The organism is Pseudoalteromonas sp. SR41-8, from assembly GCF_014163915.1.
GTDB classification, from domain to species: Bacteria; Pseudomonadota; Gammaproteobacteria; order Enterobacterales; family Alteromonadaceae; genus Pseudoalteromonas; species Pseudoalteromonas rhizosphaerae.
Map to the genome: position 1 here is coordinate 40,224 of NZ_JACJEE010000020.1, position 16,590 is coordinate 56,813.

14 protein-coding genes are annotated in these 16,590 nt (G+C 40.4%); 4 read left to right on the forward strand and 10 right to left on the reverse strand.

Going from position 1 to position 16,590, the window contains the following annotated elements; all coding sequences use genetic code 11:
* The first annotated feature begins 21 nt into the window (after positions 1-21).
* Positions 22-1,170 carry an acetylornithine deacetylase gene (argE, locus tag H5162_RS13950; protein WP_182718378.1) on the forward strand — a complete coding sequence of 383 codons (1,149 nt, stop codon included), beginning with the start codon at positions 22-24 and terminating at the stop codon, positions 1,168-1,170.
* Positions 1,171-1,230: 60 nt separating this feature from the next.
* Here argE and panP read toward each other — a convergent pair whose 3' ends face one another.
* Positions 1,231-2,859: a pyridoxal-dependent aspartate 1-decarboxylase PanP gene (panP, locus tag H5162_RS13955; protein ID WP_182735357.1), complete on the reverse strand. Its 1,629-nt coding sequence runs from the start codon at positions 2,857-2,859 to the stop codon at positions 1,231-1,233.
* A gap of 273 nt (positions 2,860-3,132) precedes the next feature.
* On the opposite strand from panP, the gene H5162_RS13960 reads away from it, so the two are divergent.
* The gene (locus H5162_RS13960; RefSeq protein ID WP_145235110.1) at positions 3,133-5,016 is read left to right on the forward strand and encodes a bifunctional diguanylate cyclase/phosphodiesterase; all 1,884 of its coding nucleotides are present in this window, start codon (positions 3,133-3,135) and stop codon (positions 5,014-5,016) included.
* A gap of 55 nt (positions 5,017-5,071) precedes the next feature.
* On the opposite strand, the gene H5162_RS13965 is transcribed toward H5162_RS13960, so the two are convergent.
* From H5162_RS13965 to mpl, 5 genes are read right to left on the reverse strand one after another with little or no spacing between them, the layout of a single operon-like run.
* Positions 5,072-5,752: a tRNA (guanosine(46)-N(7))-methyltransferase TrmB gene (locus tag H5162_RS13965; RefSeq protein ID WP_145235108.1), complete on the reverse strand. Its 681-nt coding sequence runs from the start codon at positions 5,750-5,752 to the stop codon at positions 5,072-5,074.
* On the reverse strand, positions 5,752-6,519 hold the full coding sequence (locus tag H5162_RS13970; RefSeq protein ID WP_145235106.1) for an ABC transporter permease: 768 nt from the start codon (positions 6,517-6,519) through the stop codon (positions 5,752-5,754). Before H5162_RS13970 ends, H5162_RS13965 begins: the two co-directional genes overlap by 1 nt.
* Positions 6,520-7,452 carry an ABC transporter ATP-binding protein gene (locus H5162_RS13975; RefSeq protein WP_145235104.1) on the reverse strand — a complete coding sequence of 311 codons (933 nt, stop codon included), beginning with the start codon at positions 7,450-7,452 and terminating at the stop codon, positions 6,520-6,522. It abuts the gene before it with no gap.
* On the reverse strand, positions 7,449-8,072 hold the full coding sequence (locus tag H5162_RS13980) for a flavin prenyltransferase UbiX (RefSeq protein ID WP_182778801.1): 624 nt from the start codon (positions 8,070-8,072) through the stop codon (positions 7,449-7,451). The genes H5162_RS13975 and H5162_RS13980 overlap by 4 nt, the downstream gene beginning before the upstream one ends.
* A 12-nt stretch (positions 8,073-8,084) precedes the next feature.
* Positions 8,085-9,440, reverse strand: a complete 1,356-nt coding sequence (gene mpl / locus H5162_RS13985; protein ID WP_145235101.1) for a UDP-N-acetylmuramate:L-alanyl-gamma-D-glutamyl-meso-diaminopimelate ligase — start codon at positions 9,438-9,440, stop codon at positions 8,085-8,087.
* A 590-nt stretch (positions 9,441-10,030) separates the two neighbouring features.
* Between mpl and H5162_RS13990 the strand changes: the two genes are divergently transcribed.
* On the forward strand, positions 10,031-12,943 hold the full coding sequence (locus H5162_RS13990; RefSeq protein ID WP_182778803.1) for a TonB-dependent receptor domain-containing protein: 2,913 nt from the start codon (positions 10,031-10,033) through the stop codon (positions 12,941-12,943).
* 80 nt (positions 12,944-13,023) lie between these two features.
* Here the strand turns inward: H5162_RS13990 and H5162_RS13995 are convergent, their stop codons facing one another.
* From H5162_RS13995 to folB, 3 genes are read right to left on the reverse strand one after another with little or no spacing between them, the layout of a single operon-like run.
* On the reverse strand, positions 13,024-13,824 hold the full coding sequence (locus H5162_RS13995; protein WP_145235097.1) for an undecaprenyl-diphosphate phosphatase: 801 nt from the start codon (positions 13,822-13,824) through the stop codon (positions 13,024-13,026).
* Positions 13,821-14,309, reverse strand: a complete 489-nt coding sequence (folK, locus tag H5162_RS14000) for a 2-amino-4-hydroxy-6-hydroxymethyldihydropteridine diphosphokinase (RefSeq protein ID WP_145235095.1) — start codon at positions 14,307-14,309, stop codon at positions 13,821-13,823. The genes H5162_RS13995 and folK overlap by 4 nt, the downstream gene beginning before the upstream one ends.
* Before the next feature lies 1 nt (position 14,310).
* Positions 14,311-14,667 carry a dihydroneopterin aldolase gene (gene folB, locus H5162_RS14005; RefSeq protein ID WP_145235093.1) on the reverse strand — a complete coding sequence of 119 codons (357 nt, stop codon included), beginning with the start codon at positions 14,665-14,667 and terminating at the stop codon, positions 14,311-14,313.
* Positions 14,668-14,936: 269 nt separating this feature from the next.
* Here folB and plsY point away from each other — a divergent pair, with 269 nt between their 5' ends.
* Positions 14,937-15,551, forward strand: a complete 615-nt coding sequence (gene plsY / locus H5162_RS14010; RefSeq protein WP_145235091.1) for a glycerol-3-phosphate 1-O-acyltransferase PlsY — start codon at positions 14,937-14,939, stop codon at positions 15,549-15,551.
* A 2-nt stretch (positions 15,552-15,553) separates the two neighbouring features.
* On the opposite strand, the gene tsaD is transcribed toward plsY, so the two are convergent.
* Positions 15,554-16,567, reverse strand: coding sequence for a tRNA (adenosine(37)-N6)-threonylcarbamoyltransferase complex transferase subunit TsaD (tsaD, locus tag H5162_RS14015; RefSeq protein ID WP_145235089.1), 1,014 nt, complete (start codon positions 16,565-16,567; stop codon positions 15,554-15,556).
* Positions 16,568-16,590 lie beyond the last annotated feature (23 nt).

Genomic DNA, 16,590 nt, shown 5'->3' on the forward strand with positions numbered 1-16,590 from the left:
ATACTTATTTTGGATTTTTTTATGTCATTACCGTCTTTTTTATCTATGTATCAGCAATTGATTGCTGCACCTTCAATTAGTGCCATGGATGAGTCATTGTCTATGAGCAATAAAGGGGTGATCGATTTATTAGCTACTTGGTGTACAAGTCTTGGATTTGAATGTGAAATTACTGAGTTGTCGGGCCCTAAAGGTCGTTTTAACTTACTCGCAAAACGTGGCCAGGGAGATGGTGGTTTAATGCTTGCCGGTCATACCGATACAGTCCCATTTGATGATAGTCGTTGGAACTATAATCCGTTTAAATTAAGTGAAGATAACAATAAATTATATGGTCTAGGCAGTATTGATATGAAAGGTTTTTTCGCTTTTGTATTACAGGCAATCAGTGAACTAGATAAGAATATTCAAACACAGCCAATTTTGATTCTAGCTACTGCCGACGAAGAAACCACCATGGCCGGTGCACAGCAAGTTTGTCAGCATAAAAACTTAAAGCCAGCTCGGTGTATTATTGGTGAACCTACTGATATGACACCTGTTTTCACACATAAAGGACATATGAGCAGCGCGATTCGCGTAGTCGGTCGTTCCGGACATAGCTCTGATCCTGAACGTGGTTTAAATGCCATTGAAGTGATGCATAAAGTTATTGCAAAACTGTTAACTTTAAAAGAGCAATTAAAGAATAAATATGCAGTTGAGCATTTTGTTATTCCTTACCCTACTTTAAATCTAGGACACATTCATGGTGGCGATAATGCAAATCGCATATGTGGCTGCTGTGAAATGCATATTGATATGCGCCCTTTACCGGGTCTAAGTGTGCAAGAACTGCAAATGATGCTGTTAAAAATAGCTACAGAGATCAATAACCAATATCCAGATTCAGTCAGTGTGATGGATATGCACGAGCCAATCCCCGCTTTTACCGGCAGTACTGATTCGGCATTAGTTAAACTGGCAGAAAAAATATCAGGAGAGCAAGCAGTTGCAGTGAACTACTGTACTGAAGCGCCATTTATTCAACAATTAGGTTGTGAAACGATTGTGATGGGACCGGGTTCAATTAATCAGGCTCACCAACCCGATGAATTTTTGGCGATGGAAAAAATTAAACCATCTCAACATATTATCACTGAAATGATCAGAACATCGTGTTTTAGCTAACAAAGAAAGTGCTGCTTGCGTTATCCCCACGCAACCTGGGAATAACGCAACTGTTACTGCTCAGTCCATGTATTTCTTAAGATATTTCTTAAATACAGGATCTGTTTTAGCCAGCTCTTTTTGCTCAGCAAGTATATCTTTTAAAATACTCTCTGATGTCAGCGGATTTGCAAGTACGACTCGAAATACCACTGTAGGTTGATGATCATACTGCGCGGGAGTTAAACGGGTACGGGACACAAATGAACGACCGGCTTCACGTTGGCGTTTTTGCATACTGGCAGTAAAACGATTTAACGAGGCAAAGATATCCAAACGCGTTTGTTCATCTGCTTGAGCTATTTTTTGTTTTATCTGTTTTGGCACATAACGGTATGTCAGTAAACATAACTCAGGTTCTGAGATCAGCTCAAAGTCGTCATCTGCTTTCACTAAATCAGCAAAGTAACGGGCTTTTTCAATCCCTTTATCTATTAATATTTCGTAGCCTTTACGGCCAATAACGCGTAAGCAAGCATGCACTAACATAGCCATACCAGGACGACTACCTTCAAGTGTGTGGCTGCCTAAATCTTTAGAGCCTTTACGTAAAATATATTCTGCATGATGTTCTATAGCATCCGTAGCTGTAGGATCTTTAAATAGCACTAACCCAGCGCCCATTGGCACATACATTTGTTTATGAGCATCGATGGTAATTGAATCTGCTCGCTCAATACCTTTTAGTAACGAGCGGTATGTACTAGAAAGCAGCGTAGCTCCTCCCCATGCTGCATCTACATGAAAATGGCAGTTGAGTTCAGCGCTTAAATCAGCCATAGCATCAAGAGGATCAATATTACCGGTTTCAGTCGTGCCGGCTACCCCAACAATGGCCATCACTTTTATACCTTGCGCTGCTAGCTCATGGGCTTTGGCGCGCATTGCATCAACATCAACCTTATTGTTATCTGCAGTTTTAATGGCAATAAAGTTATCACGACCAATGCCAAGTAAATCAGCTGATTTTCCTAGCGAGTAATGGCCACGTTCAGAAATAAGTACTGCAAGGCCTTTATATCCATAATGCAACATTGCACTGATCAAACCTTGTGAACCAATCCCTTTAAATTCACCGTCCGCTTTCAGTAAGCGATTACGAGCAATCCACAATGCGGTAATATTGGCGATTGTGCCACCCGAACAAAAAGCACCTAGCGACGTTTTCGCACTGTGCATCCATTTGCTATAAAAACTGTCATCTTGCCCGTATGCCAAATGATGCATCATACCAAGCACTTGGCGCTCAAGTGGAGTAAATGCTTTGGAGGTTTCTATTTTTACTAAGTTTTGATTAAGGCCAACCATCAACTTAGAAAGTGGCAATACAAAATGCGGTAATGCTGACGTCATGTGACCAATAAAGCTTGGCGCAGCCGTATGCACTGAATGAGCGACAAGTTGCTCCATAATATCTTGCGCATAAGCAGATACAAAAGTCGGATCTTCTGGGATCGCTGCCGATTGAAAATCTTTTTCAATCTCATGCAATGGCTTTTCAATTGCCGCTATGTTCTCATTCAAAAAACCTGCTAAATTGCTCGAGATCTCAAGTTCGATTTTACTCAAAGTTGAGTCTGGTGCTTCAGGCACAGTAAATATACGCATCAGAGTTTCTTTAGAGGCGACGGCACAACGCTTTTGATCCATCTTTATACCCAGTGAATGTAGCTTTGTTTAGCTGAAGATCCATATCAATGAACTCCATCGCTAATAACGCCAAAACTACAATGATTCTATGAAATGCGTTAACTTTACTGTAATAGAGTAGAAATGTCTCGTATAAAGCCACAAAAGTAGCCAATTGCATGACAAATTAATGATAAGTTGATTAATATTTATCATTAATTTGGCTAACTATATTTTTATAGGCGATACAGCCTTTTTTTGTATAATAGAAGGGCTAATAAATCAAGGAAGAGCATGATAAATACAAATTTACGGACAAATTGGATAATCGCGGGTTTCATACTGTTTTTTATCAGTTTATTAAGCTACATCTATTACACCTACAACAGCACCCGTAACGATATTATGCACAGCGTCGATACTCGATTACTCAATGCCGCATTAAGTGTCAAGCATATACTTGGTGATGACTATCATCAAAAAATCAATGCAGGCCAATATATATCATCAACCGAATACCAACAAAAAAGTCGGCAACTTTCAGAGTTTGCTAATGCGTTAAATATCGCTTATGTGTACGCCATGATATTAAAAGACGGTAATGTACATTTTAGTGCATCGAGTTACACTCAAAACGATCAAAATACCGGTAGAATCACCCAATTACTCGATCTTTACCCTGAAGCAACTGCCGCTAATATTGGCGCATTTTATTCAACAGAGCCGGTGTTTGAAATATCAAAAGATCAATGGGGACATTTTAAAACAATTTTTGTCCCTTTCGTTGATGCCAATGGAGTCACCTACTTAACAGGGGCCGATATCACCATATACGATCTCAATCAGCGATTAGCGCAAAGTGTATCTAAAGCTGCGGGCATGGCCATTTTTTTCTTTTTTATTGCTCTGTTGGTAGCCGGTATTTATGTGTATTTATTGAAACGTGCAATTTCAACCGATACCAGTAGTGGCTTTGCCAATCATATTGCACTTGAATATTATATTAAAAACTCCCCTAATCATCATCTGCAACTTGCTGTTATTTGGGTAAATGAAGTTGAAGATATAAGCAGTTTTTATGGTACTGAAGTAGGCGACCGCGTTATGAAAAACTTGTTGCAACACTTCAAAAAGCGCCGCCCTGCGGGTAGTCAGATGTTTCGTCTAACGACCAACAAAATAGTCCTCATCGCTCCTTTGGGTAAAGATAATGCAGGTTTTCTCGAGGTGATCCAAGCCTATAATTGCAGTACCCCATTACTTACCGACCCTTTTATATACATCACCTTGTGCGCAGGCATCGCCAGTGGCAATAAATCAATGTTACTTGAAAATGCCCATATTGCCGCATTACAAGCCAAGCAGGGACGCCACACTGTGGTCAATTACTCCAGCGCACTACATGATGTAAAAAACCAATATCAGTATAATGTAGCAATGGCAAAAGAAGTACGTGAAGCATTTGAGAACAACAGAATTGTGCCTTATTTTCAGGCAATTTATGATAATGAAACGAATGCCATTATTCAGTATGAATGTTTGGCTAGAATGATCACCTGCCATGGTGAAATTCTTAAACCAGAATCGTTCTTAGATGTCGTTAATCGCTCTCGCATGGATGGCATGCTCACCCGCACTATGCTCACACAATGCTTTGCACGATTTAGAAAAACCAGTACGTGCTGGAGCATCAATATTACAGCCCAAGATATGCTTGATCCAAGCCTTGCTGAATTTTTGGAAAACGAATTTAAACGCTATCCACTACCGAGTAATATTACCTTAGAACTATTGGAAACCGAAGCTATCGCAAATTTTTCTGAAGTAAAAGCATTTATAACCATGGTTAAAAATCGTGGTATACGGGTAATAATTGATGATTTTGGTACAGGTTATTCGAATATCTCTAATGTACTAAAATTAGAAGTAGATGGTATTAAGCTTGATGGTAGTTTGATCAGACAGATCATTCACGATAAAGACATTTATCTATATGTTGAGCATATTGCCAACTTTGCAAAGCAACTCAACTTACAGCTAATTGCTGAGCATGTAGAGAGTAAACCTATCGCCAACGCGCTTAAAAAAGCAAATGTGACGCTAATGCAAGGCAATTACTTTGCCGAGCCTGTGCCACATATTACTGCAAATAAAAATCAACCGTATCCAATCTCTTAACCTGAACTCAGGTTAAGAGATATACGAAAACATTAACTTATAAAACACTTAATTTTTATTTCGAGCCAGCATTTAAATTAATCACTAAACGGTGACTTTGTTGACCACTTGCCCAATATTTACGTTCAAATGGCGTAACTGCCAGGTCATTTTGATAAAGTTCGACTGTGCAGTCGTGTCCGGTGAGCTTCAGTGCTTGAGCAAACTCTTTAACATAAATATCCCAATTGCTGCGAACTTCTAACAGCCCACCTAATTTAACGATAAATGGAAAAATAGCAGCGCCATGCCAGCGACGTTGAATATGCTTCGCTTTTGGCCACGGATTTGGATACAGCAAATAATGATGTGTGGGTTGCCAATTAGCCGCCACTGCGAGTCGCCAAAAGTCATTTAAATCGGCTTGCACTAAAATGTACTGACCTGAATCGGTTTGTTTATATTCAATATCATGCTTATCCAAACGATGCGATGACTTATCAATTCCTATAACTAACGCATCAGGGTGGCGTTTAGCTAAATTAGCCGTGCTTTCACCTACCCCACAACACGAATCTAAAATAATGGGCCCATTAAAAGCCTGCACTTTTTCATTTACTTGATCAAACGCCGTTTGCGTATGAGCTGCAATGGGTTTTTTAAACTGTGCAGTTAAATGCTTATTAACTATATCATCCAGCTTTTCATGTAAGCCTTGTTGATTCGATACAATACTTCGTGAATTTGCATCACTCATTAGTGTCTTAACCCCACACCTTTTTTAATTAACGTTAAAGCTAATATAAATAAGGCTGTAATAAATAATAACAACACGCCAAATGCGACAGTTAAATCAACATCCGACACGCCTAAGAAACCATACCTAAAGGCATTAACCATATAAATAATTGGATTAACCTGCGATACGCCTTGCCAAAACTCTGGCAATAAAGTGATTGAGTAAAACACACCACCTAGATAGGTCAATGGCGTTAAAATAAAGGTCGGAATTATACTGATATCGTCAAAGCTATTAGCATAAATAGCATTGATCAAACCGCCTAAAGCAAATACCGCAGAAGTTAAAATTACTGTCGCGATGATCACAAAAATATTATGGATTTGAATATCAACAAATAATAACGACACACACGTAACAATTAATCCTACCAGCATGCCACGGGTCATGCCGCCACCCATATAGCCAAGCACAATAATATAATTAGGCACGGGTGCAACTAACAGCTCTTCAATGCTTTTTTGAAACTTGGTTGAATAAAAGCTTGATGCCACATTAGAATACGAATTAGTGATCACCGACATCATGATAAGACCCGGTACAATAAACTCCATATAACTAAAGCCCCCCATATCACCAATACGAGAGCCTATAAGATTACCGAAAATCACAAAGTACAAACTCATAGTGATTGCCGGCGGCACGAGTGTTTGTACCCAGATACGCAAAAATCGAATGCACTCTTTAAACCATAAACTCTTTAAGGCTACGCCATATTTAAACATCTACTTGCCCCGCCCTTGCTCTAGTAAACCTACAAACAACTCTTCTAATCGATTAGCTTTATTACGCATGCTAAGCACGGTATTGCCCTGCTCGGTTAATGCTGTAAATACTGCATTCAAGCCCTGTGATTTGGCTACTTCAACCTCAATAGTATGATCATCAGCCATAGTAAACTTATAACCATCAAGCGTAACGGTAACTGGCTGGACAGGCTGTTTTAAATCAAGAATAAAGGTTTCTTTATCTAGTTTGGCAAGCAGTGCTTTAATGGTGGTGTTTTCAACGATAATGCCGGAATCAATAATCGCGATATTTTTACACAGCAGTTCGGCTTCTTCTAAGTAATGGGTGGTGAGAATAATCGTCACCCCCTGCTCATTAATTTGTCTTAAAAAATCCCACATCGAACGGCGTAATTCAATATCAACACCGGCGGTTGGCTCATCTAAAATTAGCAGTTTTGGTTCATGCATTAACGCGCGAGCAATCATTAAACGACGTTTCATACCGCCTGATAGTGTTCGTGCTTGTTTGTCTTTCTTTTCAAGTAAGCCTAATTGCGCTAAATATTTATCCGCTCGTTGATGCGCCACCTTACGGGGAACTCCGTAATAACCCGCTTGATTTACCAGTATTTGCGTCAACGTTTCAAACTGGCTAAAGTTAAACTCTTGTGGCACTAAGCCTAGTTGTGATTTAGCGGCTTCTAAATCTGAATCTATGTTGTGACCAAACACCTCTACTAAGCCTTTGGTTTTATTGACCAATGATGAGATTACCCCAATGGTAGTTGACTTACCCGCGCCATTTGGGCCTAACAAGGCAAAAAAATCACCTTCATATACTTTTAGATCAACGCCTTTAACGGCTTCAACACCATTTTTATATACCTTGGTCAGGCCTTCAATATTCAAAGCCAATGCTTTACTCATGATTTACCCTCCCCATAACCCCAACGTTTAGTTAGTGTGTGTGCAATATTTAAATGATCTAAAATACGTGCAACCATAAAATCAACTAAGTCATTAATAGTTTGCGGTTGATGATAAAACCCTGGTGCAGCTGGCATAATTGTTACCCCGAGCTTTGCGAGCTTTAGCATGTTTTCTAAATGGATTTCACTAAATGGCGTTTCTCGTGGCACTAAAATTAACTGACCACGCTCTTTAATCACGACATCAGCGGCGCGCTCTAATAAATTATCAGAGGCCCCAATCGCTATTGCAGAGACAGAGCCTGCACTACACGGGCACACGACCATTTTTTTCGGCGCTGCAGAGCCAGATGCCACAGGGCTAAACCAGTTATCTTTACCAAATACTTGTAACTGTCCTGGCTGTGCTTTAAATAAGCTACTTAATTGTTCGGTGGCTTTATCTTCATTGGCTGATAATTTAATGTTTGATTCAGTATCTAGCACTACACGCGCCGCGCTTGAGATCAATACATACACGCGAAACTGCTGCGCGAGCAATACTTCAAGTAATCGTAAGCCATATGGCGCGCCTGACGCACCACTAAAGGCCAGCGTTATGGTTTCTTTATATTGCACTGTCGCTCCGGTTTATTGCTGGATAAATTTATGCTGCAAAGCTGTTATCAATGTGTCGTGGAGGCCATTAAAGCCACCATTACTCATGATTAAAATATGTTGCTGCGGTTGCGCTTGGGAGACTACTTGTTCAACGATCTCATCTGTATTACTCAAGCATAACATACCAGCCTGTTTGGCCTGCTCACTTAATGACCAGGTTAAATTATCTGGCTCGAATAAATACACATCATCAGCATCAGCTAATGACGCCAATAACGTATGTTGATGTACACCCATTTTCATAGTGTTTGAGCGCGGCTCTAATATCGCAATAATTTTTTCATTGCCTACTTTTGCACGCAACCCAGCAAGCGTTGTAGTGATAGCTGTTGGGTGATGAGCAAAGTCGTCATACACTTTAATATTGGCAATATCGGCTTTTAGCTCCATCCTACGTTTAGGACTAATAAATTCCCCTAACCCTGCAATGCTATGTTCAATTGCAATCCCGACATGGCGCGCGGCAGCAATAGCCATAATAGCGTTTTTAACATTGTGCTCACCAAACGCTTGCCATTTTACTGAGCCTTGGTATTCATCATTGAGTAACACTGCAAATTCACTGCCATCGGCATTAATCAGCTCATATCCCCAATCAGCGCCCAGTGTTTCACTTTCGCTCCAACAACCTTGGTTAATCACATCTTGCACAGCATCGTCTTGTTGTGGCCAAATAACTTTGCCGCTACTTGGTAGTGTACGCATCAAATGATGAAATTGTTTTTTAATAGCGTTTAAATCTTCAAAAATATCAGCATGATCAAATTCAAGATTGTTTAAAATCAGTGTGCGCGGTAAGTAATGAACAAACTTACTGCGTTTATCAAAAAATGCAGTGTCGTATTCATCAGCTTCAATAACAAAAAAAGGCGTTTCGCCAACCCGTGCCGACAAACCAAAATTTTGCACGATACCACCGATCAAGAATCCTGGCTTTAAACCCGCAAATTCTAAAATCCATGCCAGCATACTTGCAGTGGTGGTTTTACCATGAGTTCCAGCAACCGCCAGTACCCAGGAGTTTTGTAATAAATTATGCTTTAACCATTCAGGGCCGGAAGTATACGCTAAGCCCTTGTCCAATACATATTCAACACATGGGTTACCACGACTCATTGCATTGCCAATAATCACCATATCTGGTGCAGGTTCTAACTGAGAGACATCATAGCCTTGGGTTAATTTAATACCAAGCTCTTCAAGTTGCGTGCTCATTGGCGGATATACGTTTAGATCCGAGCCCGTGACTGTATGGCCTAGCGACTTAGCTATCGCTGCAATACCACCCATAAAGGTGCCGCAAATGCCTAAAATATGAATATGCATATTATTCCTTTGCCGCCACACATAGCTTACGCAGCACTAAAAAATAGATAATAGATGAGGTGCCATAATGCCAAAAATAGCGTTCAGTTACCATTGCCATCTAACACAACACTTGTGCTAAATGACAACGAATAAGTATATAAGTTAAATAGTTCCCTTACTTATGCCTAACCGCTCAAGTATTGCGCGACACTTTTTAAACAAAATTAACTTTAAAGCTCATTTTACAAACAAAATAATTGATAGTTAATTGCAAAATAGTTAATGAGCAAGATAACTCAATGTTATGAAAATACTAAAAACAAAAAACGTAAAGCTATGAATACAAATAATATAATTTAAAATCAAGATGATACCAACAAATACCCATAATAAAAACAAAAAACACTTTTTAGCAACAAAAGACATATTTGCCCCACAAAAGACTCTATTTGGGTACTGTGATAAAACATCGCACTAAATTACATTTGGTTACATTGAAAGGCATATATTTAACCTCAAAGTTAATATGGCTAACAATGTAAGTCCTTTGTGAATTCCATCAAGTTAAATTACCCACAGGGTAAACCTTGTCGAAATTAAAAGGTGTTATGTTGAAAAAATTAAATCTTATTACAGCTGCAATTAATGCAGTATTAATTACTGGTACTGTTGGTGCTGCCAATGCATTTGCACAAGAAGCAACTGACGTAAAACCTGTCGAACGCATTCAAGTAACAGGTTCGAAAATAAAGCGATTTAACCTTACTTCACCGACACCAGTTACGGTGATCAGTGGCGTTGAGATGGAAAACGCCGGCATTACTAACGTTAATGATTTATTAGCTGAGCTACCGCAAGCAACGGTTGGCCTATCTCCGGAAACCACTACTAGCTTTATTTATGCATCAGGATTAAACACCACCGATTTACGTGGTTTAGGGTCTGAGCGCACACTGGTATTAGTAAATGGTCGCCGCTTTGTCGCAGGTTCAGTAGGCAGCACTGCGGTAGATTTAAATAATATTCCAACAACTCTGATCGAACGAGTAGAAATCGCCACAGGGGGTGCAGCAGCAGTATATGGTGCCGACGCTGTAGCAGGTGTCGTAAACATCATCACAAAAAAATCATTTGATGGCATTGAAATTGATGCATCTACGATTCGTCCAGAACAAAGCGGTGGCGAGCAAAACTTTTTCTCTATCACCGGTGGTATGGAAGGTGACAAGCTATCGTTTGTAACGTCTCTTAACTACTCAAAAACAGATAGCTATAACAAGTTAAGTCGTGATTTTTACCGTAATCCTGTAACTTCATACGCAAATCCAGCTAATAAATCTGGTACCGATGGTATTCCTGAGCGCGTTATATTAGGTAAGCAAAGTACCCTTGGCTATTACTCTGAAGGCGGTGACTTTTTCAGTAAAACAGGCTCGCTAACTGACGATCATTACAACAACCATCACTGGGCATTTGATAATAGCGGTAACGTACAAGCATTTGATTATGGTCTAGGTCGCGTAGAAAACTCTGGTGTGCCTAACGCATCAGCTAATAACCGTTATTACGCAGATGCTAATAACCCAGGCGATGGTGTTTTTAGTCATGGTTACAAAAGCTATTTTCAAACTCCATTAGAGCGCGCTATTTTATCAACGTATGGTACATACGAAATTAATGACGACCATGCTGCAACATTCGATTTTACTTGGTCTGACTCAAAAGCAACTACTGAAAGCTCGCCAGCTTTCTTTGCTCACACGATTCGTCGTGATAATGCCTTTATCCGCGATGATATGGCTAAGATTATGGATGCTAACGGGTTAGATAAAGTTACTTTGCGCCAAGCTAACGAAAATCTATGGGGTGATCGCGCCTATCAACAAGATCGTTCGGTGATCCGTGCATCTCTTGGTTTTGAAGGCATTTTAAACGATGACTGGGGCTACAGCACCTATGTGCAGTATGGCCGTATCGAACAAGATACCTTATGGCGCGGTGAAGTATTAGAGCAAAATTTAGTCAATGCAATAGATGCTGTAGAACTTAATGGCCAAATCGTGTGTGCAGTTCGTGATGCCGATGGTAATGTCACAGGTGAACGTGAAGGGTGTGTTGCTTTTAACCCTATGGGCGCACAAAGTGCTTCTCAAGCACAGCTTAATTATATAGCAACGAATGCTACGCGTACTGCCAAACAAGACCAGCTAGTTGTTGCTGCAACATTTGATGGTTTATTATTTGAATTACCAGCAGGTGCTGTCGCTGCCGCATTTACCGTTGAACATCGCCGAGAAAGCGCCGAGACTCATCCTGATCACGCAATGCAAAATGGCCTTATTTTTGGGAACTCAAGCTTGCCAATGAAAGGTGATATCGATGTAAATGAATTCTCAACAGAGATCTCAGTGCCATTGCTTGTAGATCATTTTTTAGCAACTGACTTAACCTTTGAAACTGCGTACCGTTATATGGATTACTCGGTTACTGGTGGTGATGATGCGTGGAAGTTATCATTAAACTGGGGCGTTACAGACGAAGTACGTGTGCGTTTAAATCGTTCAAAATCAGTACGTGCACCAAGCCTAAGTGACTTATTTACGCCAAGCTCACAAACGTTTAATTCAGGCCGTAAAGACCCATGTCGTGCTGATGAAATTACCAGCTCAGGTAGCGAATATAAAGTAAATGTAATCGCTAACTGTCAAGCGGACGGTTTAGCTGAAGGTTGGATGCCAACTGCCGATTGGCAAGCCGCTGGTAGCCTGCCAGGTTTTGTACAAGGTAACCAAGCACTAAAAAACGAAACATCAAACGATTACACTATAGGCTTGATCTACACTCCTGAATTTATTGAAGGCTTAGATTTAACTCTTGATTACTGGTCATTTGAAATTGAAGGTGCGATTCAATACTTTGGACGTGATAGCGTAGAACTATGTTATGAGTCATCATCGCTAGACAACCCATTTTGCTCAAACTTCGTACGAAATAAAGAAACGGGCGACATCATTAACTATTATGAGCGTCCAATTAATGCTTCTATCATCGCCAAAAAAGGCCTAGATATTGAAACAGCTTACCGCACAGAGTTAGGGAATGGTGATTTAGCAATTAAACTTACTGCAACTTACCTAGAAGAAGACAGTGAAAACCCAACCGGTCGTACGGCAGATTTCCGCTCAAATGTAGGTGAAATGGCAGATCCTCGCTGGAAAGGTCGCTTTAACGCAATCTACTCACATGATGATTCAAGTTACATTTTAACGGCTAATTACCGCCATAGTAGTGTAGAAAGTAATGAATGGAACATTGAAGATAATAACTACAATGATATCCCGTCTTACACAACGTTCGATTTTATGTACAAAACTTATCTATTAGATGAATTACAAGTACGTATTGGTGTAAACAATATCCTAGACCGTGCACCACCTCGTAATCCATTCACTTATGATAATGGTGAGTTCTTTGACGTTAAAGGTCGTCGCTTATCGATGGGTGCAAAATACACTTTCTAATTGAAGGGTATATTGGCTTATAAAAAACGCCTTAGCTCATTGAGCTAAGGCGTTTTTATTTATCTTTAATAAACGCAGTGCTACATCATCAAAAATACAATTAAACCTACGCCCAATAATAATCGATAGATAACAAATGGCATCATCCCCATACGTTCAATTATTTTTAAGAACAGGAAAATACACGCATACGCAGAGATAAACGATAAACCGGCACCTAAAATTAACGTTGTCCAATCAACTACATGATCCCCTAATGCCAGCTCAATGGTGTAATACAAGCCCATCATTGAGATCACTGGAATTGCGAGTAAAAATGAAAAACGCGCAGCGCTTTGTTTATTCATCCCCAGCATTAAACCGGCGGTCATAGTAATACCCGAGCGTGACGTACCAGGGATCATCGCCATCGCTTGCGCCATACCGATCATCAGTGCTGATTTCCAAGTTAATTGATAAATTGTTTTAGTTTGCTTACCTTTTACGTCGGCATACCAAAGTAATAAGCCAAACAAAATAGTGGTGATTGCAATTACCCACGCACTGCGTAAATAGAGCTCGATTAAGTCTTTAAAAATTAAACCCAGTACAGCGGCTGGTATAGTGCCTAAAATAATCCACCAGCCAAGTTTACTATCATCTGTTGCACCTTGTGCACCAAATGATTTAAACCATGCCGCAAGTATTTCTACCACTTCTTTGCGGAAATAAATCACCACCGCAATCAAGGTACCAACGTGCACCGCAACATCGAAGGCAAGGCCTTGATCTTGCCAACCAAGAATTTGTGAAGGGAGAATGAGATGAGCTGAGCTTGAAATAGGTAAAAACTCAGTTAATCCCTGGATCAGGGCTAAAACAATAATTTCGATAATACTCATGGGTTAGTAAACTCCACCTTCCATAGTTTTTGCTTAGGGTTGTTGTAAGTATTCCACAACTGGGCAATTGTTTGCTTTGCTGTAGGATGATAAAAATCGGGGGCTATTTCTGCCAATGGCTGCAGGACAAAGGCATTTTTGGTGATTTCATCACGGGGTAACTGTGCAGGAGAATCACACACTACATCATCGTAAAACAGTAAATCTAGATCGAGTGTACGCGGGCTAAATTTTTTATCGTTATTTGTACGACCATTCTCTCGTTCAATCTGTTTGAGTAACTGACATAACTGGGGAAGCGGTATCTGTGTTTGTGCACCAATGACTGAGTTGTAAAAGTTATTACCTGCAAAGCCAACTGCTTCGCTTTCAAAGACACTGGAATGCTCGAATTCTACAAGGTGTGCTTTTAGGGCGATTAACGCTTGGCGGATATAATGTTCTTTATCAACATTAGAGCCAAGGCTAATATAAATTTGCGCCATCTTAACGTGCCTTGAGTCGGGTAATTTCAACACCTACAGTGCGTGCTTGCGCGACGGCTGCGGGTTTACTAACTCGAATGGTAACTTGTGTTGTAGCAAACTCGGTTAAAATGATAGCCGCTAGTTGCTCTACTAAGGTCTCCAATAACTCAACAGGCTTTGCTGTCGTGTGCGCGATTACTCTCTCACTTACCTTTGCGTAATCAAGTGCTAAGGCAATGTCATCGGTTTTTGCTGCGGGTTTAATATCACACAGCATCTCGATATCAAAATACAAACTCTGTTTAGTTTCTTTTTCAAAATCGTACACGCCTATGATAGTGTCAACATGTAGTTGCGATATAAAAACCTTATCCATAACTGCTCCAACTGGCAAAAACTTAAAACTCATTGACTTGAGTCTACATCGGCTATAATTTGCATTTATAGCCTTTATACACTTTAACTGTGTTTTATTATGTAAAAATTACCCATACAATAGCCTATAGGTACATCATGTAAAAATTACCCATATGATATAAGCGTATAGATACATTATGTATCTGCTATTTGAACCACGAAAAGTATGAATGCAATTTTTGCGGCCAATGATAGCCGAAAAACTGCGATTAAAAAATAAGGAAGCGCGTGATAGCCGTTTTAATGTTAGTTTTAGCCTATTTACTCGGGTCGATTTCATCAGCCATTTTAGTGTCTCGGCTATTTAAACTACCCGATCCTCGCAGCAATGGCTCAAACAACCCTGGCGCAACTAATGTTTATCGTCTTGGTGGGGCTGTTCCAGCCTGCTTAGTCTTAGTGTTTGATATTCTCAAAGGGACTATTCCTGTCTGGGGAGCTTATTTTTTACAACTTGAACCACTAATGCTGGGATTGATAGGGGTTGCTGCGTGTTTAGGACATATGTTTCCGGTATTCTTTCACTTTAAAGGCGGTAAAGCAGTTGCAACTGCATTTGGAACATTGCTACCCATTGGCTTGTTGTTAGGCGGGTTATTAATTTCAACCTGGGTGGCTGTTGTTGCTATTACACGCTATTCGTCACTTGGGGCATTAGTTGCCGTTTCTTTAGCGCCATTATACACTTGGTGGATCAAACCGCTTTATACCTTACCAGTAACATTTTTAACTATTTTGATTATCTTTCGCCACCACGCCAATATTAAACGTTTATTTAGTGGCAAAGAACCTAAAATTGGTGACAAAAAAACGCCACCAACTAAAGATGATAACAATACTTAAATTTAAATAGCCTCTAAACTATCTATCGGCCAACGTGGTTTCGTTTTCATATCAAGGCTGGCAAACTGCCCAGCCTTTAAGCGCTGCATACCCGCATAGGCGATCATGGCACCATTGTCAGTACAAAACTCTGTGCGCGGATAATAAACCTGTCCTTTCATGCCTTGCATTACACGCTCTAGTTGCGCACGTAGCTGTATATTGGCGCTTACACCACCGGCAATTACTAAGCGATTTATACCCGTTTGCTTTAAAGCACGCTTACATTTAATAACTAATGTATCAATAACTGCGGTTTGAAACGCATGAGCGATATCGGCTTTGGTTTGCTGATCATCGTCATTATTACGAATAGTAATTGCAGCCGCCGTTTTCAAGCCGCTAAAACTAAAGTCAAGGCCCGGTTTATCTGTCATTGGTCGTGGGAAAATAAAGCGCTTAGGAACACCTTGCTCAGCAAGTTTAGCTAACCGTGGCCCACCAGGGTAATCTAAACCAAGTAACTTAGCTGTTTTATCAAATGCTTCGCCTGCAGCATCATCTACCGATTCACCCAATACTTCATACTGACCAATCCCAGCGACTTTAACCATCATGGTGTGTCCACCTGATACGAGTAAAGCAATAAACGGAAATTCAGGCACGTTTTCTTCAAGCATTGGCGCCAGTAGATGGCCCTCCATATGATGAACAGCCACTGCTGGAATATTCCACCCATAGGCAAGTGAGCGTCCAATTGAAGTACCCACTAATAATGCTCCCACCAGTCCTGGGCCTGCAGTGTAAGCAATACCATCGATATCTTCAGGTCCGCAACCGGCCTGTGCAAAAGCAGCATCGATTAATGGCAAGGTTTTACGAACATGATCTCGAGATGCAAGTTCAGGCACTACACCGCCATAATCTGCATGCACTTTTACTTGGCTATAGAGTTGATGAGCAAGTAGACCTTGTTCATCATCATAGATTGCAATTCCCGTTTCATCACACGACGATTCAATGCCTAAAATTCGCACTGCAGTTTTCTCCCATGCCCTTT

Bases quoted from the DNA above. Each gene is read 5' to 3' on its own strand.
- argE (WP_182718378.1), top strand. From the start codon at position 22: ATGTCATTACCGTCTTTTTTATCTATGTATCAGCAATTGATTGCTGCA.
- panP (WP_182735357.1), bottom strand. From the start codon at position 2,859: ATGGATCAAAAGCGTTGTGCCGTCGCCTCTAAAGAAACTCTGATGCGT.
- H5162_RS13960 (WP_145235110.1), top strand. From the start codon at position 3,133: ATGATAAATACAAATTTACGGACAAATTGGATAATCGCGGGTTTCATA.
- H5162_RS13965 (WP_145235108.1), bottom strand. From the start codon at position 5,752: ATGAGTGATGCAAATTCACGAAGTATTGTATCGAATCAACAAGGCTTA.
- H5162_RS13970 (WP_145235106.1), bottom strand. From the start codon at position 6,519: ATGTTTAAATATGGCGTAGCCTTAAAGAGTTTATGGTTTAAAGAGTGC.
- H5162_RS13975 (WP_145235104.1), bottom strand. From the start codon at position 7,452: ATGAGTAAAGCATTGGCTTTGAATATTGAAGGCCTGACCAAGGTATAT.
- mpl (WP_145235101.1), bottom strand. From the start codon at position 9,440: ATGCATATTCATATTTTAGGCATTTGCGGCACCTTTATGGGTGGTATT.
- H5162_RS13990 (WP_182778803.1), top strand. From the start codon at position 10,031: ATGTTGAAAAAATTAAATCTTATTACAGCTGCAATTAATGCAGTATTA.
- H5162_RS13995 (WP_145235097.1), bottom strand. From the start codon at position 13,824: ATGAGTATTATCGAAATTATTGTTTTAGCCCTGATCCAGGGATTAACT.
- folK (WP_145235095.1), bottom strand. From the start codon at position 14,309: ATGGCGCAAATTTATATTAGCCTTGGCTCTAATGTTGATAAAGAACAT.
- folB (WP_145235093.1), bottom strand. From the start codon at position 14,667: ATGGATAAGGTTTTTATATCGCAACTACATGTTGACACTATCATAGGC.